Annotated in this window: 19 protein-coding genes; 12 read left to right on the top strand and 7 right to left on the bottom strand. The window is 71.0% G+C overall.

Features of this window, described 5'->3' with window-relative positions:
* Positions 1-10 precede the first annotated feature (10 nt).
* A complete protein-coding gene (locus AB0A61_RS06725; protein ID WP_361287142.1) occupies positions 11-295 on the top strand; it encodes a YggT family protein in 285 nt (94 codons plus the stop codon).
* Between the two features lie 53 nt (positions 296-348).
* Positions 349-1,476 carry a DivIVA domain-containing protein gene (locus AB0A61_RS06720; RefSeq protein ID WP_361287139.1) on the top strand — a complete coding sequence of 376 codons (1,128 nt, stop codon included), beginning with the start codon at positions 349-351 and terminating at the stop codon, positions 1,474-1,476.
* A gap of 334 nt (positions 1,477-1,810) precedes the next feature.
* Here AB0A61_RS06720 and ileS read toward each other — a convergent pair whose 3' ends face one another.
* Positions 1,811-4,951, bottom strand: a complete 3,141-nt coding sequence (ileS, locus tag AB0A61_RS06715; RefSeq protein WP_361287136.1) for an isoleucine--tRNA ligase — start codon at positions 4,949-4,951, stop codon at positions 1,811-1,813.
* A gap of 619 nt (positions 4,952-5,570) precedes the next feature.
* On the opposite strand from ileS, the gene AB0A61_RS06710 reads away from it, so the two are divergent.
* From AB0A61_RS06710 to AB0A61_RS06685, 6 genes are all read left to right on the top strand, one after another.
* Positions 5,571-7,664: a TraR/DksA C4-type zinc finger protein gene (locus AB0A61_RS06710; protein ID WP_361287133.1), complete on the top strand. Its 2,094-nt coding sequence runs from the start codon at positions 5,571-5,573 to the stop codon at positions 7,662-7,664.
* 131 nt (positions 7,665-7,795) lie between these two features.
* The gene (gene lspA, locus AB0A61_RS06705) at positions 7,796-8,539 is read left to right on the top strand and encodes a signal peptidase II (protein WP_361287130.1); all 744 of its coding nucleotides are present in this window, start codon (positions 7,796-7,798) and stop codon (positions 8,537-8,539) included.
* A gap of 169 nt (positions 8,540-8,708) precedes the next feature.
* On the top strand, positions 8,709-9,653 hold the full coding sequence (locus tag AB0A61_RS06700; RefSeq protein WP_361287127.1) for an RluA family pseudouridine synthase: 945 nt from the start codon (positions 8,709-8,711) through the stop codon (positions 9,651-9,653).
* On the top strand, positions 9,650-10,126 hold the full coding sequence (locus tag AB0A61_RS06695) for a GNAT family N-acetyltransferase (RefSeq protein ID WP_361287124.1): 477 nt from the start codon (positions 9,650-9,652) through the stop codon (positions 10,124-10,126). Before AB0A61_RS06700 ends, AB0A61_RS06695 begins: the two co-directional genes overlap by 4 nt.
* A 206-nt stretch (positions 10,127-10,332) precedes the next feature.
* Positions 10,333-11,919, top strand: a complete 1,587-nt coding sequence (locus AB0A61_RS06690; protein ID WP_361287121.1) for a Na+/H+ antiporter — start codon at positions 10,333-10,335, stop codon at positions 11,917-11,919.
* A 52-nt stretch (positions 11,920-11,971) separates the two neighbouring features.
* On the top strand, positions 11,972-12,712 hold the full coding sequence (locus AB0A61_RS06685; protein WP_361287118.1) for an SDR family oxidoreductase: 741 nt from the start codon (positions 11,972-11,974) through the stop codon (positions 12,710-12,712).
* A gap of 42 nt (positions 12,713-12,754) precedes the next feature.
* On the opposite strand, the gene AB0A61_RS06680 is transcribed toward AB0A61_RS06685, so the two are convergent.
* On the bottom strand, positions 12,755-13,876 hold the full coding sequence (locus AB0A61_RS06680; RefSeq protein ID WP_361287115.1) for a mechanosensitive ion channel domain-containing protein: 1,122 nt from the start codon (positions 13,874-13,876) through the stop codon (positions 12,755-12,757).
* 115 nt (positions 13,877-13,991) lie between these two features.
* Between AB0A61_RS06680 and AB0A61_RS06675 the strand changes: the two genes are divergently transcribed.
* Positions 13,992-14,561 carry a dienelactone hydrolase family protein gene (locus tag AB0A61_RS06675; protein ID WP_361287113.1) on the top strand — a complete coding sequence of 190 codons (570 nt, stop codon included), beginning with the start codon at positions 13,992-13,994 and terminating at the stop codon, positions 14,559-14,561.
* A gap of 7 nt (positions 14,562-14,568) precedes the next feature.
* On the opposite strand, the gene AB0A61_RS06670 is transcribed toward AB0A61_RS06675, so the two are convergent.
* The 4 genes from AB0A61_RS06670 to AB0A61_RS06655 all read right to left on the bottom strand — a co-directional run bounded on the left by AB0A61_RS06670 (position 14,569) and on the right by AB0A61_RS06655 (position 19,525).
* A complete protein-coding gene (locus AB0A61_RS06670) occupies positions 14,569-16,251 on the bottom strand; it encodes an alkaline phosphatase D family protein (protein WP_361287110.1) in 1,683 nt (560 codons plus the stop codon).
* Between the two features lie 121 nt (positions 16,252-16,372).
* Positions 16,373-17,191, bottom strand: a complete 819-nt coding sequence (locus AB0A61_RS06665) for a thioredoxin domain-containing protein (protein WP_361287107.1) — start codon at positions 17,189-17,191, stop codon at positions 16,373-16,375.
* Positions 17,192-17,428: 237 nt separating this feature from the next.
* Entirely contained in the window at positions 17,429-18,130 is a 702-nt protein-coding gene (locus tag AB0A61_RS06660; protein WP_361287104.1) for a hypothetical protein, read from the bottom strand.
* A gap of 69 nt (positions 18,131-18,199) precedes the next feature.
* Entirely contained in the window at positions 18,200-19,525 is a 1,326-nt protein-coding gene (locus AB0A61_RS06655; RefSeq protein ID WP_361287102.1) for a DUF2252 domain-containing protein, read from the bottom strand.
* A gap of 224 nt (positions 19,526-19,749) precedes the next feature.
* Between AB0A61_RS06655 and dnaE the strand changes: the two genes are divergently transcribed.
* Positions 19,750-23,289 (top strand): DNA polymerase III subunit alpha, encoded by a 3,540-nt coding sequence (gene dnaE / locus AB0A61_RS06650; protein WP_361287099.1) that lies wholly within the window; start codon positions 19,750-19,752, stop codon positions 23,287-23,289.
* 85 nt (positions 23,290-23,374) lie between these two features.
* On the opposite strand, the gene AB0A61_RS06645 is transcribed toward dnaE, so the two are convergent.
* The gene (locus tag AB0A61_RS06645; protein WP_361287096.1) at positions 23,375-23,542 is read right to left on the bottom strand and encodes a hypothetical protein; all 168 of its coding nucleotides are present in this window, start codon (positions 23,540-23,542) and stop codon (positions 23,375-23,377) included.
* Between the two features lie 224 nt (positions 23,543-23,766).
* Between AB0A61_RS06645 and AB0A61_RS06640 the strand changes: the two genes are divergently transcribed.
* Positions 23,767-24,987: an NYN domain-containing protein gene (locus AB0A61_RS06640; RefSeq protein WP_361287093.1), complete on the top strand. Its 1,221-nt coding sequence runs from the start codon at positions 23,767-23,769 to the stop codon at positions 24,985-24,987.
* A gap of 127 nt (positions 24,988-25,114) precedes the next feature.
* Positions 25,115-26,089 carry an ABC transporter ATP-binding protein gene (locus AB0A61_RS06635; RefSeq protein WP_361287345.1) on the top strand — a complete coding sequence of 325 codons (975 nt, stop codon included), beginning with the start codon at positions 25,115-25,117 and terminating at the stop codon, positions 26,087-26,089.
* Positions 26,090-26,221: the final 132 nt, after the last annotated feature.

Genomic DNA, 26,221 nt, shown 5'->3' with positions numbered 1-26,221 from the left:
AGCACGGATCATGAGCGTGTTCCTGGACGTGATCTACATCGCGTTGATGTGCTTCCTCATCGTGCTCATCTTTCGGTTGGTCATGGACTACGTCTTCCAGTTCGCCCGCTCGTGGCAACCCGGCAAGGCGATGGTGGTCCTACTGGAGGCCACCTACACTGTCACCGATCCACCGCTCAAGCTTCTGCGGCGGTTCATTCCGCCGCTGCGTCTCGGAGGCGTGGCGCTCGACCTGTCCTTCTTCGTGCTGATGATCATCGTCTACATCCTGATCTCGATCGTGAGCCGGCTGTGAGCGATGTGAACTACCGTCTTGCCGAACGCCGACGACTACGTTGAGGTGAAGAGATGCCGTTGACCCCCGAGGACGTGCGGAACAAGCAGTTCACGACCGTCCGCCTCCGAGAAGGCTATGACGAGGACGAGGTCGATGCCTTCCTCGACGAGGTCGAAGCCGAGCTGACCCGCTTGCTCCGCGAGAACGAGGACCTGCGCGCCAAGCTGGCCGCGGCCACGCGTGCCGCTGCCCAGAACCAGCAGAACATGCGCAAGCCTCCGGAGCAGCAGGACCAGCCTCAGGGCATGCCGCAGCAGGGCATGCGAGGTCCCGGCGCTCCGGTACCCGCCGGCATATCGGGCCCGCCGCAGCAGCAGATGGGTGGCCCCATGGGTGGTCCGCCCCAGCTGCCGAGCGGTGCCCCGCAGCTGCCCGCCGGCCCCGGCGGTCAGGGTCCCCAGGGTCCGGGCCCGATGGGTCCCGGTCCGATGGGGCAGGGCCCGATGCAGGGCCAGATGGGGCAGGGCCCGATGCAGGGCCAGATGGGGCCGGGCCCGATGGGCGGCCCGATGGGTCCCGGTCCGATGGGCCAGGGTCCCGGCGGCGACAGCGCCGCGCGTGTGCTGTCGCTGGCTCAGCAGACCGCCGACCAGGCGATCGCCGAGGCACGTTCCGAGGCCAACAAGATCGTCGGCGAGGCCCGCAGCCGTGCCGAGGGTCTGGAGCGGGACGCCCGCGCCAAGGCCGACGCCCTGGAGCGGGACGCGCAGGAGAAGCACCGGGTCGCGATGGGCTCCCTGGAGTCCGCCCGCGCCACGCTGGAGCGCAAGGTCGAGGACCTGCGCGGCTTCGAGCGCGAGTACCGCACGCGGCTGAAGTCGTACCTGGAGTCGCAGCTGCGCCAGCTGGAGACCCAGGCCGACGACTCGCTGGCTCCGCCGCGCACCCCGGCGACCGCGTCCCTCCCGCCGTCCCCGGCGCCTTCCATGGCCCCGGCCGGTGCGAGTGCCCCGTCGTACGGCGGCAACCAGACGATGGGTGGCGGCCCCGGCCCGTCCGCCCCGTCCTACGGCGGTCAGCAGCAGATGTCGCCGGCGATGACCCAGCCGATGGCACCGGTGCGTCCGCAGGGTCCGTCCCCGATGGGCCAGGCTCCCTCGCCGATGCGTGGGTTCCTGATCGACGAGGACGACAACTGACGGCCGCCACGGCCGGTAGTACGCGGTAGGCGTCGGCAGCGTTCAAGGGCGGGACCCCGGATCACGTATCCGGGGTCCCGCCCTTTTTACGCGTGTTGACGAACGGGTCTTCGCGGCCGGGCGCTGCCGGGTGAAAAAGGAGTGGGACCGCGGGCGCCGGTTCGGACAGCGTTCCGGCAGCGCCGGGGCGCGTAGCGCAGTTGGTCGTCGCGCCTCGACAGCATCTGGCAGGACGCCGGTTCGAATCCGGCCCGCTCCGGCGCATCCGTCGCCCTTCCGTGACGCCGAAGGCCCGGCCCCGCTGCGGGGACCGGGCCTTCGGGCTGCTCGGCGGCTACGCCTTGCGCAGGCGGAAGCTCAGCGACAGTCCCTCGTCGGTGAACGGCGCGCCATATGTGTCGTCCGCCTCCCCCTGGGCGAAGTCCGTGGCGAGCACCTCGTCGGCGATGAGCGCGGCATGCTCGGTCAGCGCGGCGATCACCGCCGGGTCCGTCGAGGTCCAGCGCAGCGCGATGCGGTCGGCGACGTCGAGGCCGCTGTTCTTGCGGGCCTCCTGGATCAGGCGGATCGCGTCCCGGGCCAGGCCCGCACGGCGCAGGTCCTCCGTGATCTCCAGGTCCAGTGCCACCGTCGCGCCCGCGTCGGAGGCCACCGACCAGCCCTCGCGCGGGGTCTCCGTGATGATCACCTCGTCCGCCGCGAGGGCGACCGTCTCGCCGTCGACCTCGACCGACGCCGTGCCCTCGCGCAGCGCCAGGGACAGTGCGGCCGCGTCCGCGTTCGCGATGGCCCTGGCGACGTCCTGGACCCGCTTGCCGAACCGCTTGCCCAGGGCGCGGAAGTTGGCCTTGGCGGTCGTGTCCACCAGGGACCCGCCGACCTCGCTCAGCGACGCCAGGGAGGAGACGTTCAGCTCCTCCGTGATCTGCGCATGCAGCTCCGTGTCCAGGTACTCGAAGCCCGCGGCCGCGACCAGCGCGCGGGACAGCGGCTGGCGTGTCTTGACGCCCGACTCCGCGCGCGTGGCACGGCCCAGCTCCACGAGCCGGCGCACCAGCACCATCTGCTGCGACAGTTCAGGATCGATGGCGGAGAGGTCCGCCTCCGGCCAGGACGCCAGGTGCACCGACTCCGGCGCGCCCGGGGTCACCGGCACGACGAGGTCCTGCCAGACCCGCTCGGTGATGAACGGGGTGATCGGCGCCATCAGCCGGGTGACCGTCTCCAGCACCTCGTGCAGCGTGCGCAGCGCCGCCTTGTCGCCCTGCCAGAAGCGGCGGCGCGAGCGGCGGACGTACCAGTTCGACAGGTCGTCGACGAACGCCGACAGCAGCTTGCCGGCGCGCTGGGTGTCGTACGCCTCCAGCGCCTGCGTCACCTGGTCGGTCAGCGCGTGCAGCTCGGACAGCAGCCAGCGGTCCAGCAGCGGACGGTCGGCCGGGGCCGGGTCGGCCTCGCTCGGCGCCCAGTCCGACGTACGGGCGTACAGCGCCTGGAAGGCGACCGTGTTCCAGTACGTCAGGAGCGTCTTGCGGACGACCTCCTGGATCGTGCCGTGGCCCACGCGGCGGGCCGCCCACGGGGAGCCGCCGGCCGCCATGAACCAGCGGACCGCGTCCGCGCCGTGCTGGTCCATGAGCGGGATCGGCTGGAGGATGTTGCCCAGGTGCTTGGACATCTTCCGGCCGTCCTCGGCGAGGATGTGGCCCAGGCACACGACGTTCTCGTACGACGACTTGTCGAAGACCAGCGTGCCGACGGCCATCAGGGTGTAGAACCACCCGCGCGTCTGGTCGATGGCCTCGGAGATGAACTGTGCCGGGTAGCGGGACTCGAACAGTTCCTTGTTCTTGTACGGGTAGCCCCACTGCGCGAACGGCATCGAGCCCGAGTCGTACCAGGCGTCGATGACCTCCGGCACGCGCGTGGCCGTCTTGCCGCACTGCGGGCAGCCGAAGGTGACCTCGTCGATGAACGGACGGTGCGGGTCGAGCTCCGACTGGTCGCTGCCGGTCAGGCCGGTCAGCTCGGCCCGGGAGCCGACGACGGTGAGGTGGTCGTCCTCGCAGCGCCAGATCGGCAGCGGGGTGCCCCAGTAGCGGTTGCGGGACAGCGCCCAGTCGATGTTGTTGTTCAGCCAGTCGCCGTACCGGCCGTGCTTGACGGTCTCCGGGAACCAGTTGGTCCGCTCGTTCTCCTCCAGCAGCCGGTCCTTGATCGCCGTGGTGCGGATGTACCAGGACGGCTGCGCGTAGTAGAGGAGCGCGGTGTGGCAGCGCCAGCAGTGCGGGTAGCTGTGCTCGTACGGCAGGTGCTTGAAGAGCAGCCCGCGGGTGTGGAGGTCCTCGGTGAGCCTTTCGTCGGCCTTCTTGAAGAAGACGCCGCCGACCAGGCGGACGCTCTCCTCGAAGGTGCCGTCCGGGCGGACGGGGTTCACGACCGGCAGGCCGTAGGCGCGGCAGACCTTCAGGTCGTCCTCACCGAAGGCGGGGGACTGGTGGACCAGACCCGTACCGTCCTCGGTGGTGACGTACTCGGCGTTCACGACGTAGTGGGTACCGCCCGGGGTGTCCGGGAACTCCACCAGTTCGAACGGACGTTGGTACGACCAGCGCTCCATCTCGGCGCCGGTGAAGGTCTGGCCCGTCGTCTCCCAGCCCTCGCCCAGGGCCTTGCCGACGAGCGGCTCGGCGACGACGAGCTGCTCCTCGCCGTTCGTGGCGACGACGTAGGTGACCTCCGGATGCGCGGCGACCGCCGTGTTCGACACCAGGGTCCAGGGAGTCGTCGTCCACACCAGGAGCGCGGCCCGGCCGGCGAGCGGACCGGAGGTGAGCGGGAAACGGACGTACACGGACGGGTCGACGACCGTCTCGTAGCCCTGGGCCAGCTCGTGGTCCGACAGGCCGGTGCCGCAGCGCGGACACCACGGCGCGACGCGGTGGTCCTGGACCAGCAGGCCCTTGTTGAAGATCTCCTTCAGCGACCACCAGACGGACTCGATGTACTCGGGCTCCATCGTGACGTACGCCTCGTCGAGATCGACCCAGTAGCCCATGCGGGTCGTCAGCTCGGAGAACGCGTCGGTGTGGCGGAGCACGGACTCCCGGCACTTGGCGTTGAACTCGGCGATGCCGTACGCCTCGATGTCCTTCTTGCCGCTGAAGCCGAGCTCCTTCTCCACCGCCAGCTCCACCGGGAGGCCGTGGCAGTCCCAGCCGGCCTTGCGCGCCACGTGATAGCCGCGCATGGTGCGGAAGCGGGGGAAGACGTCCTTGAAGACGCGCGCCTCGATGTGGTGGGCGCCCGGCATGCCGTTGGCCGTGGGCGGGCCCTCGTAGAACACCCACTCGGGGCGGCCCTCGGACTGCTCCAGGCTCTTGGCAAAGATCTTCTGCTCGCGCCAGAAGTCGAGCACCGAGTGCTCAAGCGCGGGCAGGTCGACCTGGGCGGGCACCTGGCGGTACTGCGTCATCGATCTTCCTCCGGCGGACGTGCTGCCTTCCGTCGGAGGGACGAGAGCCTTCGTGCTGCCTACGCCGTGTGCGGCGCGCTCCCGCGGTACCACCCTCCTTGGCTCCCCGGTACGCCGTACGCGCCGGTGAGCCCCCTCATTGGGGTCGCGATGCCGGTTCTACTGGCCCCTGATCCTGCGCTGGGGCGTTCTTCCGGCGGCTCCGGGGTGATCTTCACGTCGCGCTCGCCCCCGGGCTCACACCGTCCCCGGGTCGCTCTGGGCTGCCTACGCCGCTACTCGTCCCCATCCACGCTTCTCGCTCCGCCCAGTGTACGGCGCCAGGGGGACAGTGGCCGACCGGTTTCCGGACCGCACGGTCCGGGGACCCGGCGGGGCGCACGGTGAACCGGCGGGGCGCACGGTGACCCGAACGGTGAGGTACGGGTGTTCGGATCGCGGGACGGCGGCTGGTCGGATTACCTGGCGAAGAGCTGGGCACAACGCATGCATGCCGGCCGAGCGGGAGTCGCGAGCCGGGCGAATCGGGCGGCGTGCCCCGTTGCCGCGGGACTCAAGTCGATTTATCGTCCCAGCACGATTCGCGCGCAAGATCACAAAATGTGAAGGGGCCGCGGCCATGGTGGCGAAGAAGACCGCCGAGCAGTCGGCGCCCGGCAGGCCCACAAGGACCTCCGGCGGCGCGGCCAAGGACGTGAACGGGAAGAAGAGAACCCTGGGAGGGGGCGCGGTCCGTGCCTCGGAACCGGCGAAGCCGGTGAGGACGGTGCGGTCGTCGGCGGCGGGTGCCAAGGAGAAGGCGAAGGGGACGGCGGGGACCGAGCGGTCGACGGCCGGGGCGCCGACCGGGAACACGGCCGCGAAACCGGCCACGCGGTCGGCTGCGCAGACTGCGGCACGCGGGAAGACGGCCACTTCCGTGAATGCGGCCGCGAAGGAGGCGGCCATGAAGAAGGCGGCCACGACGAGGACGGCGGGGGAGCCGGACGGCGGGAGGCAGCGGGCGAAGAGCCCGGACGGCGGGAAGAAGCCGGCGAAGCCGTCGGCCACCGCCCGCGCCCCGAAGGAGAAGGCCGAGGTCACGGCCGCGGCCGGCCGGCGAAGGGCGACCCCGGCGAAAGCGGCCGGCTCGAAGAAGTCCGCAACGGCGAAGCCGGCGGTGACCGCCGGGGCAGACGCACCCGCCAGGCCGGCCGCCGCCGCGAAGCCCGCCGCCGAGAAGAAGACGGTGACGAGGGCGAACGCGAAGAAGCCCGCGGTTCAGGAGACGGCTGCCAGGGGGAAGGCCGCGGAGACGGGAGCGAAGGAAAGGGCTGCGGAGGCGGCGGCGAGGGGGAAGACCGCGGAGACGGCGGGGAAGGGGAAGGGGAGGGCTACGGAGACGGAGACTGCGGCGAAGGGAAGGGCTGCGGAGACGGGGACCGTGGTGAAGGGAGAGGCCGCGGAGAGGGCGGCGGGGAAGAAGACGGCGCAGACGGCCGTGAAGGGGAGGGTCACGGAGACGGCGGCGAGGGGCCCCGCAGCAAGGGAGAAGGCGGTGGACAAGGCTGCTGTCGGCAAGGCCGGGCCCGGAGGGACTACGGCGAAGGAGAGCGCGTCGCGGAAGACCGTGGTGAAGGAGAAGAGGGGCCGGAACACCGCGGCGAAGACCAGCGCGGCTCAGGCCGACGCGGTCAGGAGCAGCGCGGCTCAGGCCGGCGTGGCCGAGGACATCGCCATGGGCACGGCAGCTCGGCGATACCCCGGTCGGGAAGCCGCGGGTCAGCGGGCCGCCGGTCAGGAGCCCGCCGGTCACGCAGTCGCCGAGGTCGGGGCTGCCGGGGCCAAGGCTGCCCATCACGGGGCTGCCGGGGCCAAGGCTGTCCATCACGGTGCTGCCGGGGCCGAGGCCACCGGTCAGGAACCCCCCGGTCAGGAGCCCGCCGGTCAGGAACCCCCCGGTCACGTAGTCGCCGGTCAGGAGCCCGCCGGGACCAAGGCCGCCGATCACCAGCCCGCCAAGTCCAAGGCCGCCGGAGTCAAGGCCACCGGGACCAAGGCCGACCGGCCCAAGGGCGCCGGGGCCAAGTCCGTCGGTAAGAAAGTGGCGGATGGTGGGAAGACCGCTGTTGGCGAGGGCGCCGCAGGTGAGGGTGGCGTCGGTGGGGGACGTGCCTCCTCCAAGAGGGCCGCCAAGAAGAGCACGGCCAAGAAGGTGGGCGCGGCGCAGGCCGCGAAGCAGACGGGAGCCACGACAGTGGTTGCGAAGAAGACTCCTGGCCCGGCCACGGCGGCGCAGACGGCCGTCCCCAAGGCACGGATCGCAGCGGCGGAGCCCGGCGACCTCGCGGTGCGCCCGGGCGAGGACCCCTGGACCCCGGAAGAGGTCGCCGAGGCCCGCGCGGAGCTGCAGTCCGAGCTGGAGCGGCTGCGCGCCGAGATCGTCTCGTCGGAGGAGTCACTGGCGGGCCTGATGCGGGACTCGGGAGACGGCGCGGGCGACGACCAGGCCGACACCGGCACCAAGAACATCGTCCGCGAACACGAGATGGCGCTCACCGCCAACGCGCGCGAGATGCTCATCCAGAGCGAGCGCGCCCTGGACCGGCTCGACGCGGGCACCTACGGGCTGTGCGAGAACTGCGGCAAGCCCATCGGCAAGGCCCGCATGCAGGCCTTCCCGCGGGCCACACTGTGCGTGGAGTGCAAGCAGAAGCAGGAGCGCCGGTACTGACCGGCACCACCGCCGGCGCCGGACGGTTCCGCCCGGCGCCGCCCGAACGCCGTAAGCCTCCTGAGCACCTGGGTTCGGGGAGGCGTGCCGTAGTCTCGTCCTCAGTCAGGCACCTAGGTTGAGGGACTCACGTGGCAGAGGCGGAGCGCATCATCGGTACGCCGGGCACCCCGGACGCGGCGCGGGCCGAGCAGGAGGGACCGGGCCGGAGCGCGGCCCCGGGCGGGGGGTCCGGTGCCGAAGGGGCGCAGGCCCCGGTCGGCGGGCCCGGCACGGAAGGGACGACCGGGCCGGCGTCGGCGCCCGGAGACAGCGGCGTGCCAGGGGGTTCCGGGGCGTCCGGTGCGCCTCGCGCGGGCGACCAGGAGGTTCCGGCGGACCGGGCCCGGGGCAGGCGCCGGATCGCCGTGCTGTTCGTGGTCGCGGCCATCGCGTACGCCCTCGACCTGGTCAGCAAGATGATCGTGGTCGCCCACCTGGAGCACCACGCGCCGATCCAGATCGTCGGGGACTGGCTGAAGTTCGAGGCGATCCGCAACGCGGGCGCGGCCTTCGGCTTCGGCGAGGCCTTCACCGTGATCTTCACGATGATCGCGGCCGCGGTGATCCTGGTGATCGCCCGGCTCGCCCGCAAGCTCTACAGCCTGCCCTGGGCGATCGCGCTCGGACTGCTCCTCGGCGGCGCCTTCGGCAACCTCACCGACCGGATCTTCCGCTCCCCGGGTGTCTTCGAGGGCGCGGTCGTCGACTTCATCGCGCCCAAGCACTTCGCCGTGTTCAACCTCGCCGACTCGGCGATCGTCTGCGGCGGCATCCTGATCGTGCTGCTGTCCTTCCGGGGCCTCGACCCGGACGGCACCGTCCACAAGGACTGAGCCCACCGGCCAAGTCCGCAAGGACTGAACCCACCGGCCACGGCCCACGAGGACTGAACCCACCGGCCACGGCCCACGAGGACTGAACCCACGGTCCACGAGGGCTGGAACCCGGAGCTCATCCACAGGCTCGTTCGGTGCCGTCGGACCCGTCCGGCATACTCGACGGGTGAGCACGATTCCCGAGATCCGTACCCTGCCCGTGCCCGACGGCCTGGAGGGCGAGCGCGTCGACGCCGCCATCTCCCGCATGTTCGGCTTCTCCCGTACGAAGGCGGCGGAGCTGGCCGCCGCGGGCAAGGTGCTGGTGGACGGCACGGTGGTCGGCAAGTCCGAGCGGGTGAGCGGCGGCGCCTGGCTGGAGGTCGAGATGCCGCAGGCGGCCGCCCCGGTGCAGGTGGTCGCCGAGCCCGTCGAGGGCATGGAGATCGTGCACGACGACGAGGACGTGGTCGTGATCGTCAAGCCGGTCGGCGTGGCCGCGCACCCGTCGCCGGGCTGGACCGGCCCCACCGTCATCGGAGGTCTCGCGGCCGCCGGCTACCGGATCTCCACCTCCGGCGCCGCCGAGCGGCAGGGCATCGTGCACCGCCTCGACGTCGGCACCTCCGGCCTGATGGTGGTCGCCAAGTCGGAGCGCGCGTACACGTCGCTGAAGCGCCAGTTCAAGGAGCGCACGGTCGACAAGCGCTACCACGCCCTCGTCCAGGGCCACCCCGACCCCACCAGCGGCACCATCGACGCCCCCATCGGCCGCCACCCCACCCATGACTACAAGTGGGCGGTCACGGCGGACGGCAAGCCCTCCGTGACCCACTACGACCTGATCGAGGCCTTCCGCGCCGCCTCCCTCCTCGACGTCAAGCTGGAGACCGGGCGCACCCACCAGATCCGCGTCCACATGGCCGCCCACCGGCACCCGTGCGTCGGCGACCTGACCTACGGCGCCGACCCGACGCTCGCCCGGCGCCTCGGTGTGAACCGCCAGTGGCTGCACGCGGTCCGGCTCGGCTTCGAGCACCCGGGCGACGGTCGGTGGGTGGAGTTCACCTGCGACTACCCCGAGGACCTGCAGAAGGCCCTGGACCAGGTCCGCGAGGAGACGTACGGATGAGCCGGTCCGCCGTGGCGTACGACGTGCGCGTCGCCGAGGACCCGGCCGACCGCGAGGCGTGCTTCGCGGTGCGCAAGCAGGTCTTCGTCGTCGAGCAGGGCGTCCCCGAGGACATCGAGTACGACGCCTACGACGCCGTTGCCGTGCATGTGCTCGCCGTCCGGGACGACGGGGTGCCGCTCGGCGCCGGACGGCTGCTGTACGGCGAGGCGGCCGCGGGCAGGACGGGCGGCGACCCCACCGTGGGCGCGCTGGGGCGGCTCGCCGTGGGCAGGCAGGCCCGCGGGCTGGGCATCGGCGTGGCCCTGGTCCGGGCCATCGAGGACGCGGCACGCGCGCTTGGTCTGGCGGCCGTGGACCTGCATGCGCAGACGCACGCCCTGGGCTTCTACGAGCGGCTGGGCTACGCGGCGTACGGGCCCGAGTTCCCGGACGCGGGCATCCCGCACCGGTCCATGCGGCGCTCGCTGTAGTCGGCCACGCCGATCACCCCGCACGCCGATCCCGCCCTTGCACGCCGGTGCCCCCTCGGCTCGCCGCGGGCTCGTACACGTCGTGGGTGCGCCGTGGCCGAGCGGGGCGGACACCACCGCCGGTGTCGTGCCCACGCACGTGGGGCGGGTGACGTGGCAGGCTTGAGGTCTGCCGTGAGTACGTCTGGACCACCGGAGCGCTGACCGTGGATCAGTTGGCCCTGTTGTTCGTGTTGTTGCTCGGGGCCGTGGTGAGCGTCCCCGTCGGCGACCGGTTCGGGTTGCCGGCGCCGGTGCTGATGACGCTGCTCGGGATCGTGCTCGCGCTGCTCGACTTCGTACCGAACGTCGACATCCCGCCCGACCTGATCCTGCCCGCGCTGCTGCCCCCGCTGCTCTACGCCGCCGTACGGCGTACGTCGTGGCGGCAGTTCGCGGCCAACAGACGGCCGATCTTCCTGCTGGCCGTGGCGCTGGTGTTCGTCACCATGGTGTGCGTCGCCGCCGTCGCCCACGCGATCGTGCCCGGACTGCCCGTCGCCGCCGCCCTGGCCCTCGGCGCGCTGGTCGCCCCGCCCGACCCCGTGGCCGCCACCGCGGTCGCCGGGCAGCTGGGCCTGCCGCGCCGTCTGGTGTCGATCCTGGAGGGCGAGGGGCTGTTCAACGACGTCACGGCCATCGTGCTCTACCACGTCGCCATCGCCGCCGCCGTCAGCGGGAAGTTCTCCCCGTGGAAGGCGGGGCTCGACCTGGTGCTGTCCGCGGTCGTGGCGGTCGCCGTCGGGCTGGTGCTCGGCTGGGGCGCCACCAAGCTGATGGACCTGCTGGAGGACGCCACCCTGCAGATCGGGCTGTCGCTGCTCGTGCCGTACGCGTCCTACGTACTCGCCGAGGAACTGCACGGCTCCGGCGTCCTCGCCGTGCTCACCACCGCGCTGTTCCTCGCCGAGTACGGCGTCGGCGCGGACGACGTGATGAGGCGGCTGGCCGGGCACACCGTCTGGGACGTCGTCGACACCCTGGTCACCGGGGTCGCCTTCGGACTGGTCGGGCTCGAACTGCACAACGCCGTCCGCACGGCGTCCGGGCGGTGGGGCGAACTGCTCGGATGGGCGGCGGCGGTGGTGGCCGTGGTGGTGCTGGTACGGCTGCTGTGGCTGCTGCCCGCGACCTGGCTCACCAAGCGGCTGCACGCACGGCGGGACCTCGACGAGGAGATCCCGCTGAGCTGGCGGGAGACCGTGGTCATGTGGTGGTCGGGGATGCGCGGGGTGGCTTCCGTGGCGCTCGCGCTGGCCATTCCGTTGAAGACGGACACCGGGGCGCCGTTCCCGAGCCGGAGCGAGATCATCTTCATCGCGTTCGGGGTGATCATGGCGACGCTGGTGCTGCAGGGGCTGACCCTGCCGGGGCTGGTGAAACGGCTCGGAGTGCGGGCCGACACGGAGCGGGAGAAGGAGTTCGAGAAGCACCTGGCGGTGCGAGCGGCGAAGGCGGCCAAGCGGCGGCTGAAGGAGATCGAACAGGTCGAGGACCTGCCCGAGGATCTCTACGAGCAGATGCAGCGGCGGGCCTACGACATCGGGGTGCGGATCAGCCCCGACATCGGGGACGAGGAGCGGCGCGAGGCGCACGAGCACCGGGTGAGGCGGCTGAAACGGGTGCGGCGGATCCAGAACGAGATGCTGAGCGCGGCCCGCCACGAGGTGCTGGCGGCACGGAACGAACCGGGCGCCGATCCGGAGATCGTGGACCGGGTGCTCCGGCACCTGGACGTCCGCAGCATGCGATGACCTGCCGCCCGCGGTACCGGACCGGGCGGGACCGTCTCGGTACGCTCGGATCATGACTCGCAACGTCGTGATCAGTGGTGGCGGTACGGGAATCGGGCTTGCCGCGGCGCAGGCCTTCGCGGCCGACGGCGATCAGGTCCTGCTGATCGGGCGGCGGGGCGACGTGCTGGAGAAGGCGGGCGTGCCGGGCGCGCTCACGTACGCCGCCGACGTCGGGGACGTCGCGGGCGTGCGGGGAGTGGCCCGGTACGTGGCCGACGAGATCGGCGCCGTGGACGTGCTCGTGCACAGTGCCGGAGGCTCCAGACAGCTGGAACCGCGGGTGGAGCGGGACGACCCGCTCGACCTCGTCGCCGACAACTGGATCGTCAACTTCCGGCTCAACACCCTGACCGCCGTGCTGCTCACGGAGGCCCTGAAGGACCGGCTCGCCCAGCCGGGCGGCAGGGTGCTGTTCCTCGGCTCGATCGCCGCCTACCGGGGATCCGGCAGCGGTGCCTACGCCGCGTCCAAGGCCGCCCTGCACCCGTACGCCCACGACCTGGCCCGGCAGCTGGGGCCGCGCGGCATCACGGTGAACGTGGTCGCTCCCGGTTACGTCGAGGACACCGACTTCTTCGGGAACGCGATGGACGAGGCACGGCACCGTCGGCTCGTCGCGGAGACCTCCACCGGGCGTGCCGCAACGCCCGGCGATGTCGCCGCCACGCTGCACTGGCTGGCCTCCCCGGCCGCCGGTCACATCACCTCGCAGATCATCCAGGTCAACGGCGGCGCCGAACGCGGTCATTGAGGCATCCGCGACACCAGGAGGTGCCGCGGCACACGCGGGGAGTCACCCGCGGCCCGTGGCGGGCTTGTCGAAGGTGTGCCACGCGACGCCGTCCCGCGTGCCGCGGTGGCCGTCGGCGCGGCCGGGCGGCGGCACCGCGTCCGCAGTGTTGACCCGCGGCAGCGCGTACGGGTACTTCTCGCCCAGCCAGCGGATCATCTCCTCGCGCACCGTGACCCGCACCGTCCAGATGTCGTCCGAGTCCTTCGCCGTCGCCAGCGCCCGCACCAGGATGGTGTTCGGCGTCGAGTCCGTGACCTGGAGACCGTAGGCGCGGCCGTCCCAGGCCGGGCACTCGCGCAGGATGTCGCGCAGCTTTTCGCGCATCGCCTCGACGGGGGCGCTGTGGTCGAGGTGCCAGAAGACGACGCCGGTCATCTGCGGGGTGCCGCGGGACCAGTTCTCGAACGGCTTGGACGTGAAGTACGACACCGGCATGGTGATCCGGCGCTCGTCCCAGGTCCGCACGGTCAGGAACGTCAGGGTGATCTCCTCGACCGTCCCCCACTCGCCGTTCACGACCACCGTGTCACCGATGCGCACCATGTCGCCGAAAGCGATCTGCAGCCCGGCGAACATGTTGCTCAGTGTCGACTGCGCGGCGACACCGGCGACGATGCCGAGGATGCCGGCCGAGGCCAGCAGCGAGGCGCCGGCCGCGCGCATCGCCGGGAACGTGAGCAGCATCGAGGCGGCCGCGACCACGATGACCACCGCCGAGACCACCCGCATGATCAGCTCGACCTGTGTGCGCACCCGGCGCACCCGGGCCGGATCCCGCTGGGCGCGGGCGTTGGCGTAACGCGTGTACGACATCTCGACTATCGCGGCGGCGATCCGGATCACCAGCCAGGCCGCCGACCCGAGCAGCACCAGGGTGAGCGTCCGGCCGATGCCGACGCGGTGTTCCCCCAGCACCTTGGCCTGGTCGTAGGAGCCTCTGAGCAGGGCGGCGCACAGCACCAGTTGGTAGGGGACGCGGGCGCGGCGCAGCAGCCCCCACAGCGGCGTCTCGTGGTGCCGCTCGTCGGCCTTGCGGAGCAGAAGATCGGAGACCCAGCCGACGGCCAACGTGAGCACGACCGAGCCGCCGATCACGATCAGCGGGCGGAGTACGTTCTCCATGCCTGCGAACCTAACCGGCGGCGGGCGCGCATGAACATGTGTCTTCCCGGCGATCGTGGGTAGGGCCCGGGCGGTGTGGCGAGGCTCTCGTGGCTCGGCTGGCACCATGGCCCTCATGCACATCATGCTCTTTCACTCGACCTACGGCCTCAGACGCGCCGTGCGCCAGGCCGCCGACCGGCTGCGTGCCGCCGGGCACGAGGTGTGGACGCCGGATCTCTTCGAGGGCCGCACGTTCGACACGGTCGAGGAGGGCATGGCCTACTACGACGAGGTCGGCAAGGACGAACTGCTCCGGCGGGCCGTGCTGGCCGCCGCTCCCTACTCGGAGCGCGGGCTCGTGTACGCGGGGTTCTCGCTCGGCGCCTCGATCGCGCAGACCCTGGCCCTGGGCGACGACAGGGCCCGCGGCCTGCTGCTCCTGCACGGGACGTCCGACATCGCGCCCACCGCCACGGTGGACGACCTGCCCGTCCAGCTGCACGTGGCCGAGCCCGACCCCTTCGAGACCGACGACTGGCTGAACGCGTGGTACCTGCAGATGGGCCGGGCCGGCGCGGACGTCGAGGTCCACCGGTACGCCGGGGCGGGTCACCTGTACACCGACCCCGACCTGCCGGACTACGACGAGGAGGCCGCCGAGGCCACCTGGCGGGTGGCGCTCGGCTTCCTCGGCACCCTGTGACCGGCGGCTACACCGGGTCGTACGTCCGCTCGACCTTCTGCGTGCCGCTGCGCGTGCGGTAGGAACGGGTCCAGGTGGAGCCCGCGTTCGGGTCCGTGCGGTCGGACAGGACGTAGTAGTCCATCTGGGCCCGGTCGGCGGTGATGTCCAGGACGCCGTAGCCGTGGCGGTCGGTGTCGACCCAGTGGACGTGCCGGTTGGCGGCCCGGATCACCGGCGAGGCGATCGCGCAGACCGTGCCCTCCGGAACCTTGACGATGTCGTCGAGGTTGTCGGAGGTCACCGAGGTGACCACGAACTCTGTTGCGGCCGACGCCGACAGCGGATAGGTACCGGCGTCCACCGGCACGTCGTTCGCCCACGCCATGTGGATGTCACCGGTCAGGAAGACGGTGTTGCCGATCCGGTTCGAGCGCAGGTGGGCGAGGAGTTCCCGGCGGTCGTCGGTGTAGCCGTCCCACTGGTCGGTGTTGGCGGCGATGCCTTCCTGCGGCAGCCCGAGCAGCTTGGCCAGCGGCTTGAACAGATCCGCGGGCAGGGAGCCGAAGGAGAACGGCGAGATCATCACCGAGTTGCCGACCAGCCGCCAGGTGGTGTCGGACGCCCTCAGCCCGGCCTTGAGCCAGTCGAGTTGGGCGCGCCCGGTGATCGTACGGTTCGGGTCGTCGACCGAGCCGCTGCCCGGGGACGCCTGCTGGGAGCGGAAGGAGCGCAGGTCGAGCAGGGAGAGGTCGGCGAGCCTGCCGAAGCGCAGCCGCCGGTAGGTGGTGCCCTCGATGGCCGGCCGCACCGGCATCCACTCGAAGTAGGCCTGCTTGGCGGCCGCCTTGCGGGCGGTCCAGGTGCCCTCGGCGCCCTCGGTGTGGTTGACCGCGCCGCCCGACCAGGCGTTGTCGGCGAACTCGTGGTCGTCCCAGATCGCGATGACCGGCGCCTTCGCGTGCAGGGCCTGCAGGTCCGGGTCGGTCTTGTACTTCGCGTGCCGGGTGCGGTAGTCGGTGAGCGTGATGATCTCGTTGGCCGGCGCGTGCGGCCGTACGACCGTGCCGCGGGCCGCGTACTCGCCGGACTTGTACTCGTAGATGTAGTCGCCCAGGTGCAGCCAGGCGTCCAGGTCGCCCCGGGCCGCCAGATGGCGGTAGGCCGCGAAGTAGCCGGCCTCCCAGTTGGCGCACGAGACCACGCCGAAGCGGAGATTGGCCAGGGCCGCGTCGCCCGCGGGCGCGGTGCGGGTGCGGGCGGCGGGCGAGTCGGTGCCGCCGGCCGAGAAGCGGAACCAGTAGTCGGTGGCCGGCTGCAGGCCGCGGACGTCGGCCTTGACGGTGTGGTCGGAGGCGGCGGTCGCGGTGGTGGAGCCCTTGGCGACCACGTTCGTGAACGCCTTGTCCTTCGCCACCACCCAGCTCACCTCGGTGTCCGGGCCGAGCCCGGAGCCGGGTATCGCCTCGGAGGTGGGCGTCACGCGGGTCCACAGCAGGATGCCGTCCGGCAGCGGATCGCCGGAGGCGACGCCGTGCAGGAAGGCGGGAGCGCCGGCGGCGGCGCGGGCGGGCAGCGCCGCCACGAGGGGTCCCGCCAGGACAGCAGTGGCCGCCGCGGCCTTGACGACCGTACGGCGGCGCGGGGCAAGCGAGTTGGAGGCGTCCGAAGGGGTCTGCGCGCCCTTGGGGAGTCTGTGTCGACTGGTCACGGGCGGTCAGATTACTGGCCAGTACGCACGAAGAGCAGGCGAACCGCCAAAAGTTCGCCCGCTCTTCAGCGCCAGTACGTCCGGCGGCTGCCGGAGGGGATCAGCCGGTTGCCGGAGGGGGTCAGCCCTTGAGCGCCGCGCCCACCACGGAGTTGAACTGATCCACCGTCATCGGCGGGTTCTGGGTGCCGGGGGCGGTGAGCATCTTGCCGTCCATGACGAAGCTCGGAGTGCCCTTCACGCCGTCCTTGTTGTCGTCGAAGGTCTTCGACATCGCCATCGCCCAGGCGTCGTAGGTGCCGTTCTTCACCGCGGCCTGGAACTTGGCGTTGTTCTTCAGCGCCGGGACGGTGTTCGCGATCTGGATGAGGTAGTCGTCGCTCTTGAACTTGTCGGTCGTCTCGTCCGGGTGCCACTTCGTCGAGTACAGCGCCGTCTTGTACTCGAGGAACGCCTCCGGGCCGACGTTGAGCGCCGCGCCCAGGGCGCTCAGGGCGTTCTTGGAGCCCTCGCCGTTGTCGTGGGCGTCGATGAACGTGGCACCGATGTACTGGATCTTGAACTTGCCGTCGTCGAGGTCCTTCTTCACGGTCGAGCCGACGACCTGCTCGAACTGGGCGCAGACCGGGCAGCGCGGGTCCTCGTAGACCTTCAGGGTCTTCGGGGCGGTGCTCTTGCCGAGGGTCACGGTCGTGCCGTCGGTGCCCGTGGTGTTGGCCGGGGCGACGACCTTCTCGTCCTTCACGGCCTCCCAGTGGCCGGGCTTGTTGGCCTGGACGACGGCGTAACCGATGCCGCCCGCCGCCGCCAGCACGGCGACGACCGAGCAGGCGACGATGATCTGCCGCCTGGTCTTGGCCCGCTTGGCCTCGCGCTCGCGTTCGGCGCGCAGCCGCTCCCGGGCCGCCGTCTTCGCGGACTGGCTGTTGCGCTTGCTCATGATGGTGTTCTCCTGTGGGACGCGCAGCTGTCGTGCGCGGGGTACGTGTGTGGGACTGCGGACTGGTCGTGCTCAGCGGGTCGCTCGCGCGAGTGACACGATGCCGCTCGGACGGGGCCGGTGGACGGACCGCTCGGACGTTTCCGACGGACGGACCGCTCGGACGTTTCCGGCGGACGCCCGCCGGGACCGGGGCCGGTGGACGGGCCGCTTCGGGTCGGGGCAGCGGGATGTCGCTCAGGCGAGGGCGGCCGGGCACGGCGGTCCGCGCCGTCCCAGGGCGTGCACGAGGAGGCGGGAGCGCAGGACGAGGGGCCGTGGCGCGGGCCGCGTCGGCCGGCTGACCGCCGGTGCCGTGCGCACCTCGACCGCCGCGACCGCGAGCAGCAGAGGCCGGACCGCTGTCGCGGCCGTCGCGGCCACCGCGCGCAGCAGCTGGGTCAGGGCCCGCTCGCCGCGGCGCAGCCAGCAGGCCGCGAGGAGGCCGATGCCGACGTGCGCGGCGAGCAGCAGCCAGGTCGCCGCCGGGTCGACGTGGGCGAGCAGGGCCGCGAGCCGGTCGGTTCCCGTCCCGGTCATGTGGGCGAGCGGAGTGCCGAGGTCGGTGCCGCCGCCGCACAGCACGTCGAAGCCGACGGAGCGCAGCGGGCCGGTCACCGGGCCGCCCGCGGGCCCGTAGCAGACGTGCTGGCCGGTGGTGAACACGGTGTCGGCGGCCAGCTCCAGCGGGACCAGCAGGGCCGCGATCCCAACGAAGCCGCGTTCGCGCCCGGCCAGCGCGTAGGCGAGCAGGAACACGGCGACCGCGACCGCGGCCACGGTGTTCAGCGGCAGCGGGACCCGCGACAGCAGGACGTGCGACGCGGTGCTGAGCGTCACGACCACGGCCGTGAACAGCGCCGCGCGTACGGCTCTGAGCTGGGTCCCGGATATGTCCATAGTGAAAGGAAAGTGTGTCACGCCGCCCCGTAAGGGACCCTTAAAGGGTCCCTGTGTGCGGCCCTTCCGTCACAGACCCGGAATCCGGCCGTTGCGGAACAGGTCCAGGAAGATCTGGTGGTCGCCGCGCGCGCGTGCCCCGTAGTCGTGGGCGAAGTCCACGAGCAGGGGCGCGAAGCCCTCCTCGTCGGCCGCGATCGCCGCGTCGATGGCGCGCTCGGTGGAGAACGGCACCAGGGACTCGCCGGACTGGTCGTCGGCCGCCGCGTGCATCGTCGCCGTGGCCCGGCCCAGGTCGGCGACGACCTGGGCGATCTCCTCCGGGTCGTCGATGTCGCCCCAGTCCAGGTCGACGGCGTACGGCGAGACCTCGGCGACGAGCTGGCCCGCGCCGTCCAGCTCGGTCCAGCCCAGCCACGGGTCGGCGTGCGCCTGCAGGGCGCGCTGGGAGATCACCGTGCGGTGGCCCTCGTGCTGGAAGTAGTCACGGATCGACGGGTCGGTGATGTGCCGGGAGACGGCCGGGGTCTGGGCCTGCTTGATGTAGATCACGACGTCGTTCTCCAGGGCGTCGCTGTGACCCTCCAGCAGGATGTTGTACGACGGCAGCCCGGCCGAGCCGATGCCGATGCCGCGGCGGCCGACGACGTCCTTGACCCGGTAGGAGTCCGGACGGGCCAGGGAGGTCTCCGGCAGAGTCTCCAGGTAGCCGTCGAAGGCGGCCAGTACCTTGTAGCGGGTGGCCGCGTCCAGCTCGATGGAGCCGCCGCCGGGAGCGAAGCGGCGCTCGAAGTCCCGGATCTCGGTCATCGAGTCCAGCAGCTCGAAGCGGGTCAGGGAGCGGGCGTCGCGCAGGGCGTCGAGGAGGGGGCCCTGGGCGGAGTCCAGGGTGAAGGGCGGTACCTCGTCGCTCTTGGCGCCGGTGGCCAGGGCGTGGATCCGTTCGCGGTAGGCGGCCGCGTAGATGGTCACCAACTCGGTGATCTGGTCGTCGCTGAGCGCCTTGGCGTACCCGACGAGCGCGACGGAGGCGGCGAAGCGCTTCAGGTCCCAGGTGAAGGGGCCGACGTAGGCCTCGTCGAAGTCGTTGACGTTGAAGACCAGGCGGCCGTTGGAGTCCATGTACGTGCCGAAGTTCTCCGCGTGCAGGTCGCCGTGGATCCACACGCGCGAGGTGCGCTCGTCCAGGTAGGGTCCGCCGCGCTTCTCGGCGTCGAGGTCGTGGTAGAAGAGGCAGGCCGTACCCCGGTAGAACGCGAAGGCCGAGGCCGCCATCTTCCGGAACTTCACGCGGAACGCGGCCGGGTCGGCGGCCAGGAGCTCGCCGAAGGCGGTGTCGAAGACGGCGAGGATCTCCGCGCCGCGCTGCTCCTCGTTGAGCTGGGGGACCGACATCGCTGGGTGCCTCCTGGTACAGGTGGTGCGTGACGTGTGGGACGGATTCCTCCGCGGATCTTCCCTCACACCAACGTCCGACGGTGCGGGGGAGTGCCCGCATTCTCTTCGCATGAAGGTACGCGGGGAATCCCGCCGAGTGTCAGTGCCGGGGCATAGACTTCGACGCTGTCCCCCAGACTGTCCGCAGCCCGTCGCCCACTGTTCCTCCCGGAGGCCGCACCGTGTCAAAGCCGCCGTTCACGCACCTGCACGTCCACACCCAGTACTCGCTGCTGGACGGTGCCGCGCGGCTGAAGGACATGTTCAACGCGTGCAACGAGATGGGCATGACGCACATCGCCATGTCCGACCACGGCAACCTCCACGGGGCGTACGACTTCTTCCACACCGCGCAGAAGGCCGGAATCACCCCGATCATCGGCATCGAGGCCTATGTCGCCCCCGAGTCCCGGCGCAACAAGCGCAAGATCCTCTGGGGCCAGCCGCACCAGAAGCGGGACGACGTCTCGGGCTCCGGCGGTTACACCCACAAGACGATGTGGGCGGTGAACAAGACGGGCCTGCACAACATCTTCCGCCTGTCCTCGGACGCGTACGCGGAGGGCTGGCTGCAGAAGTGGCCCCGCATGGACAAGGAGACCATCGCGCAGTGGTCCGAGGGGATCGTCGCCTCCACCGGCTGCCCCTCCGGCGAGGTGCAGACCAGGCTGCGCCTCGGCCACTTCGACGAGGCCCTGAAGGCGGCCGCCGACTACCAGGACATCTTCGGCAAGGACAAGTACTTCCTGGAGCTGATGGACCATGGCATCGACATCGAGCGCCGGGTCCGCGACGGCCTGCTGGAGATCGGCAGGAAGCTCGGCATCCCCCCGCTGGTCACCAACGACTCGCACTACACGTACGCGCACGAGGCGGGTGCCCACGACGCCCTGCTGTGCATCCAGACCGGCAAGAACCTCTCCGACCCGGACCGCTTCAAGTTCGACGGCACCGGCTACTACCTGAAGTCCACGGACGAGATGTACGCCATCGACTCCTCGGACGCCTGGCAGGAGGGCTGCGCCAACACGCTCCTGGTCGCCGAGATGGTCGACACCACCGGCATGTTCGAGAAGCGCGACCTCATGCCCAGGTTCGACATCCCCGAGGGCTACACCGAGGTCACCTGGTTCAAGGAGGAGGTCCGCCGCGGCATGGAGCGCCGCTTCCCCGGCGGCATCCCCGAGGACCGCCAGAAGCAGGCCGACTACGAGATGGACGTCATCATCTCGATGGGCTTCCCGGGCTACTTCCTCGTGGTCGCCGACTTCATCATGTGGGCCAAGAACAACGGCATCGCGGTCGGCCCCGGCCGAGGCTCCGCGGCGGGCTCCATCGTCGCCTACGCCATGGGCATCACCGACCTCGACCCGATCCCGCACGGCCTGATCTTCGAGCGGTTCCTCAACCCCGAGCGCATCTCGATGCCCGATGTCGACATCGACTTCGACGAGCGCCGGCGCGTCGAGGTGATCCGGTACGTGACGGAGAAGTACGGCGCCGACAAGGTCGCCATGATCGGCACCTACGGCACCATCAAGGCCAAGAACGCGATCAAGGACTCCGCGCGCGTGCTGGGCTACCCGTACGCGATGGGCGACCGCATCACCAAGGCCATGCCCGCCGACGTGCTCGGCAAGGGCATCCCGCTGTCCGGCATCACCGACCCCCAGCACCCGCGTTACTCGGAGGCGGGCGAAGTCCGCGCGATGTACGAGAACGAGCCGGACGTGAAGAAGGTCATCGACACCGCGCGCGGTGTGGAGGGCCTGGTCCGGCAGATGGGTGTGCACGCCGCCGGCGTGATCATGTCCAGCGAGACCATCACCGAGCACGTACCGGTCTGGGTCCGGCACACCGACGGCGTGACCATCACACAGTGGGACTACCCGAGCTGTGAGTCGCTCGGCCTGCTGAAGATGGACTTCCTCGGCCTGCGGAACCTCACGATCATGGACGACGCCGTGAAGATGGTGAAGTCCAACAAGGGGATCGACATCGATCTCCTCAGCCTCCCGCTGGACGACCCCAAGACCTTCGAACTGCTCCAGCGCGGCGACACCCTGGGCGTCTTCCAGTTCGACGGCGGCCCCATGCGCTCGCTGCTGCGCCTGATGAAGCCCGACAACTTCGAAGACATCTCCGCCGTGTCGGCTCTGTACCGCCCGGGCCCCATGGGCATGAACTCCCACACGAACTACGCGCTGCGCAAGAACGGGCAGCAGGAGATCACGCCCATCCACCCCGAGCTGGAGGAGCCGCTCAAGGAGGTCCTGGACGTCACCTACGGCCTGATCGTCTATCAGGAGCAGGTGCAGAAGGCCGCCCAGATCATCGCGGGCTACTCGCTCGGCGAGGCCGACATCCTCCGCCGCGTCATGGGCAAGAAGAAGCCCGAGGAACTGGCGAAGAACTTCGTCCTGTTCCAGGAGGGCGCCCGGAAGAAGGGCTTCAGCGACGAGGCCATCCAGGCCCTGTGGGACGTGCTGGTCCCCTTCGCCGGCTACGCCTTCAACAAGGCCCACTCCGCCGCGTACGGCCTGGTCTCCTACTGGACCGCCTACCTCAAGGCGAACCACCCCGCCGAGTACATGGCCGCGCTGTTGACGTCCGTCAAGGACGACAAGGACAAGTCGGCCGTCTACCTGAACGAGTGCCGCCGCATGGGCATCCGGGTGCTCCCGCCGAACGTCAACGAGTCCGAGTCGAACTTCGCCGCCCAGGGCGACGAAGTGATCCTCTTCGGCCTGTCCGCCGTGCGCAACGTCGGCACCAACGTGGTCGAGTCGATCATCCGGTGCCGCAAGGCCAAGGGGAAGTACGCCTCATTCCCGGACTACCTCGACAAGGTCGAGGCGGTGGTCTGCAACAAGCGCACCACGGAATCGCTGATCAAGGCCGGCGCGTTCGACACCATGGGCCACACCCGCAAGGGCCTGATGGCGCAGTACGAGCCGATGATCGACAACGTGGTCGCGGTCAAGCGCAAGGAGGCCGAGGGCCAGTTCGACCTCTTCGGCGGCATGGGCGAGGAGCAGAGCAGCGAGCCCGGCTTCGGCCTCGACGTGGTCTTCGGCGAGGACGAGTGGGAGAAGACCTATCTGCTCGCCCAGGAGCGGGAGATGCTCGGTCTGTACGTCTCCGACCACCCGCTCTTCGGCCTGGAGCACGTGCTCGCCGACAAGGCCGACGCGGGCATCGCCCAGCTCACCGGCGGGGAGCACGCGGACGGCGCGGTCGTCACCATCGGTGGCATCATCTCGGGCCTGCAGCGCAAGATGACCAAGCAGGGCAACGCCTGGGCCATCGCCACCGTCGAGGACCTCGCCGGCTCCATCGAGTGCATGTTCTTCCCGGCGACGTACCAGCTGGTCTCCACCCAACTCGTCGAGGACGCCGTGGTCTTCGTCAAGGGACGCCTCGACAAGCGCGAGGACGTGCCGCGCCTGGTCGCGATGGAGCTGATGGTCCCCGACCTGTCCAACGCGGGCACCAACGCGCCGGTGATCCTCACCATCCCGGCCGTGAAGGTCACCCCGCCCATGGTCAGCCGCCTCGGCGAGATCCTCAGCCACCACAAGGGCGACAGCGAGGTCCGGATCAAGCTCCAGGGGCCGCGCAAGACGACGGTGCTGCGCCTGGACCGGCACCGGGTGAAGCCGGATCCCGCACTCTTCGGCGACCTGAAGGTGCTCCTCGGCCCGTCCTGCCTGGCGGGCTGAGCCGGCCGGGGAATTGAACGAGGGACGTACCCGCAAGCGGTACGCCCCTCGTCCGTGCCTGGGCTCAACTGCCCGCGCGCCGACCTCAGTTGTGGCCGAAGCGCTTCTGCCGGCCCTTGCGGGCCATATCAGTGGGAGTCACCTGCGGCGCGTGGTGCTCGGGCTGGTGCTCCACCAGGGACCGCTGCTCCTGCGGGCGCTCGGCCACCGCGGTCTTCTGCTGGCTGCGGTCCTGCTTCCGGTTCTTGGCCATGGTGATCTGCCTCCTGTGGGGGATCTAGGGGCCAGGGCCGGGATCAGATTCACATACGCTGATAATGAACGCATGTCGGATAATTACCGTACGTAACAGGGAAGGTCGGGGCGCGCGGCCCCGAAACGCCACGCCGAAGATCGAGTTCGGGCCGTTAACCCCCGCGAGGTCGGGCAGACTCGAAGCAAGCCCGAAGCAAACCTCCCGGAAAGAGGGTGGATCGCGTGGACCGCTGCATCGTCCTGGTGGACGCCGGGTATCTGCTGGGGGCCGCCGCCAGTCTCCTCGCCGGGGAGCCGTCGCGGTCCCGCATCACGGTCGACCACACCGCCCTCGTCCAGGGTCTGCGTGAGCAGGCCGAGTCCGACACGCAACGGCCTCTGCTGCGCATCTACTGGTTCGACGGCGCCCCCGACCGCGTGCCGCAACCCGAGCACCGGCGACTGCGCGTGATGCCCCGGGTCACGGTCCGGCTCGGCGCGCTGACCCGCAGCGACGGCCGCTGGGCGCAGAAGGGCGTGGACGCCGCCATGCACGCCGAACTGACCGAGCTGGCCCGCAACCGCGCCTGCTCCGACGTCGTACTCGTCACCGGCGACGGCGATCTGCTGCCGGGCATGATGGCCGCCAAGGAGCACGGCGTCGCCGTCCACCTGTGGGCCGTGCAGGCCGCCGACGGCGACTACAACCAGTCCGAGGACCTGGTCGCCGAGGCCGACGAGCGACGCGTCCTGGACCGCACCTGGATCACCAAGGCGGTCCGGGCCAAGGAGCTGAAGGAGCTCACCGGCATCTGCGCGCCGCCCTCCGTGCCCCGCCCCGAGATCGCCGCGATCCTGTCCGCACCGCTGCCCGAATCCGCCCTCACGGCGGCCGAGCGCGCCGCCGACGAGCGGCAGCACCGGGCGGCCGCCGCGCGCAACGGCGCCGAGGAGCGTGGGCCGGCCGGCAAGGGCGTGCCCACCCCGAAGGACCTCGCCGCCCTGCGCGCCCCCGGCGCTCAGCCCGTCCAGCCCCCCGCCACGGCGACCCTGCGCTGGTCCTCCGACAAGGGCTGGGTGGACCGCCCGGGCGTCGCCGCCGAGCCCTCCGAGGCCGCCTCCATGCCGACCCTCGCCCAGCTCACCACGGCCGAGCAGCGCTGGGCCGACCGGGAGGAGGACATCACCACCGTCGGCGGCGACCCGTTCGAGGTGGGGCAGGTCTTCGCCCGGCGGTGGGTGGAGCGGCTCGGTGACCAGCCCCACCTGCAGAAGCTGTCGTCGATGTATCCGCGGATCCCGCACCGCATCGACGGGGAACTGCTGCGTTACGCCGCCCGCTTCGGGCTGCTCGCACACAAGGACGACCAGATCGACGAGCACGACCGCTATGCCATCCGGGCCGGGTTCTGGCGGGAGATCGACGTACGGACGGCGGCGGAGCAAGCGCCGGCCGGCGACTGAGCCCGCGCGGACGCCCTGGTACCGGCGGCGCATGCCGCCCCAAGGACGAGTAAAGGCCCCGGACCCCGTACTCTCGTCCTTTGTGAGTACGCGCGCGGCACAGGCACTTCGGCACGGGGGCGACGTCGTGTGCGCGGTGCGCGGACTGACCAAGACCTATCCCGCGACGCGCGGTCGGCGGGGCGCCCCCGGCAGCCCCGAGGTGCGGGCCACCGACGAGGTGGAGCTCGACGTGCGGCGCGGTGAGATCTTCGGACTGCTCGGGCCGAACGGCGCCGGCAAGTCCACCCTGGTACGCCAGCTCACCGGTCTGATGCGGCCGGACCACGGCACGGTGGAGATCCTCGGCCACGACATCGTGGCCCACCCCGAACGGGCCGCGCGCATCCTCGCCTACCTCGGGCAGGAGTCCAGCGCCCTGGACGAGCTGACCGTCTCGCTCGCCGTCGAGACCACCGGGCGGCTGCGCGGACTGGACGCCCGGCAGGCGCGGGCCGAACGGGACGCGGTCCTCGACGAACTGGGTCTCACGCCGATCGCCGGGCGCCCGCTGAAGAAACTGTCCGGCGGTCAGCGGCGCCTGGCCTGTTTCGCCGCCGCCCTGGTCGGCGAACGTCCGCTGCTCGTGCTCGACGAGCCGACCACCGGCATGGACCCGGTGGCGCGGCGCGCGGTGTGGTCCGCGGTCGACCGGCGGCGCGCCGAGCGGGGCACCACCGTGCTGCTGGTCACCCACAACGTCATCGAGGCCGAGACCGTCCTGGACCGGGTCGCCGTCCTCGACCGGGGCCGGGTGATCGCCTGCGACACCCCGGCCGGCCTCAAGGAGCGGGTCTCCGGCGAGGTGCGGGTCGAACTGGTGTGGCGGGACCGGCCGCCGCTGGAGGTCACGGAGGTCGCCGCGCTCAGGGAACGGGCCCTGGAGGCGGGCCGCCGGTGGACGCTGCGGCTCGCGCCCGACGAGGCCCGCGCGGCCGTGGCCACAGTGACCGGCGGGGCCGCCTTCGCCGCCCTGGACGACTTCACCCTCGCCACGCCCAGCCTGGAGGACGTCTACCTGTCCCTGGGCGGCGCGACCCGGCAGGGACTGGTGAAGACATGACACCGCGAGCGGAGGGCCGGAGCCTGAGCGTGCGGGCCGGTCGTCCCGGCCTGAGCACGGCAGCTGGTCTCCTCGGCCTGAGCGTGCGGGCCGGTCGTCCCGGCCTGAGCACGGCAGCTGGTCTCCTCGGCC

This window comes from Streptomyces sp. NPDC046197, from assembly GCF_040646295.1.
In the GTDB taxonomy this organism is placed as follows: Bacteria; Actinomycetota; Actinomycetes; order Streptomycetales; family Streptomycetaceae; genus Streptomyces.
Note: the sequence above shows the minus strand (reverse complement) of the source record. Positions and strands in the feature narration are given on the sequence as shown.

What these genes read in the sequence shown, in the direction of transcription:
- AB0A61_RS06660 (WP_361287104.1), bottom strand. Translation starts at nt 18,130, where the DNA reads ATGGACATATCCGGGACCCAGCTCAGAGCCGTACGCGCGGCGCTGTTC.
- AB0A61_RS06665 (WP_361287107.1), bottom strand. Translation starts at nt 17,191, where the DNA reads ATGAGCAAGCGCAACAGCCAGTCCGCGAAGACGGCGGCCCGGGAGCGG.
- AB0A61_RS06645 (WP_361287096.1), bottom strand. Translation starts at nt 23,542, where the DNA reads ATGGCCAAGAACCGGAAGCAGGACCGCAGCCAGCAGAAGACCGCGGTG.
- AB0A61_RS06695 (WP_361287124.1), top strand. Translation starts at nt 9,650, where the DNA reads ATGAGCCGGTCCGCCGTGGCGTACGACGTGCGCGTCGCCGAGGACCCG.
- AB0A61_RS06710 (WP_361287133.1), top strand. Translation starts at nt 5,571, where the DNA reads ATGGTGGCGAAGAAGACCGCCGAGCAGTCGGCGCCCGGCAGGCCCACA.
- AB0A61_RS06720 (WP_361287139.1), top strand. Translation starts at nt 349, where the DNA reads ATGCCGTTGACCCCCGAGGACGTGCGGAACAAGCAGTTCACGACCGTC.
- AB0A61_RS06725 (WP_361287142.1), top strand. Translation starts at nt 11, where the DNA reads ATGAGCGTGTTCCTGGACGTGATCTACATCGCGTTGATGTGCTTCCTC.
- AB0A61_RS06675 (WP_361287113.1), top strand. Translation starts at nt 13,992, where the DNA reads ATGCACATCATGCTCTTTCACTCGACCTACGGCCTCAGACGCGCCGTG.
- AB0A61_RS06680 (WP_361287115.1), bottom strand. Translation starts at nt 13,876, where the DNA reads ATGGAGAACGTACTCCGCCCGCTGATCGTGATCGGCGGCTCGGTCGTG.
- AB0A61_RS06685 (WP_361287118.1), top strand. Translation starts at nt 11,972, where the DNA reads ATGACTCGCAACGTCGTGATCAGTGGTGGCGGTACGGGAATCGGGCTT.
- AB0A61_RS06655 (WP_361287102.1), bottom strand. Translation starts at nt 19,525, where the DNA reads ATGTCGGTCCCCCAGCTCAACGAGGAGCAGCGCGGCGCGGAGATCCTC.
- ileS (WP_361287136.1), bottom strand. Translation starts at nt 4,951, where the DNA reads ATGACGCAGTACCGCCAGGTGCCCGCCCAGGTCGACCTGCCCGCGCTT.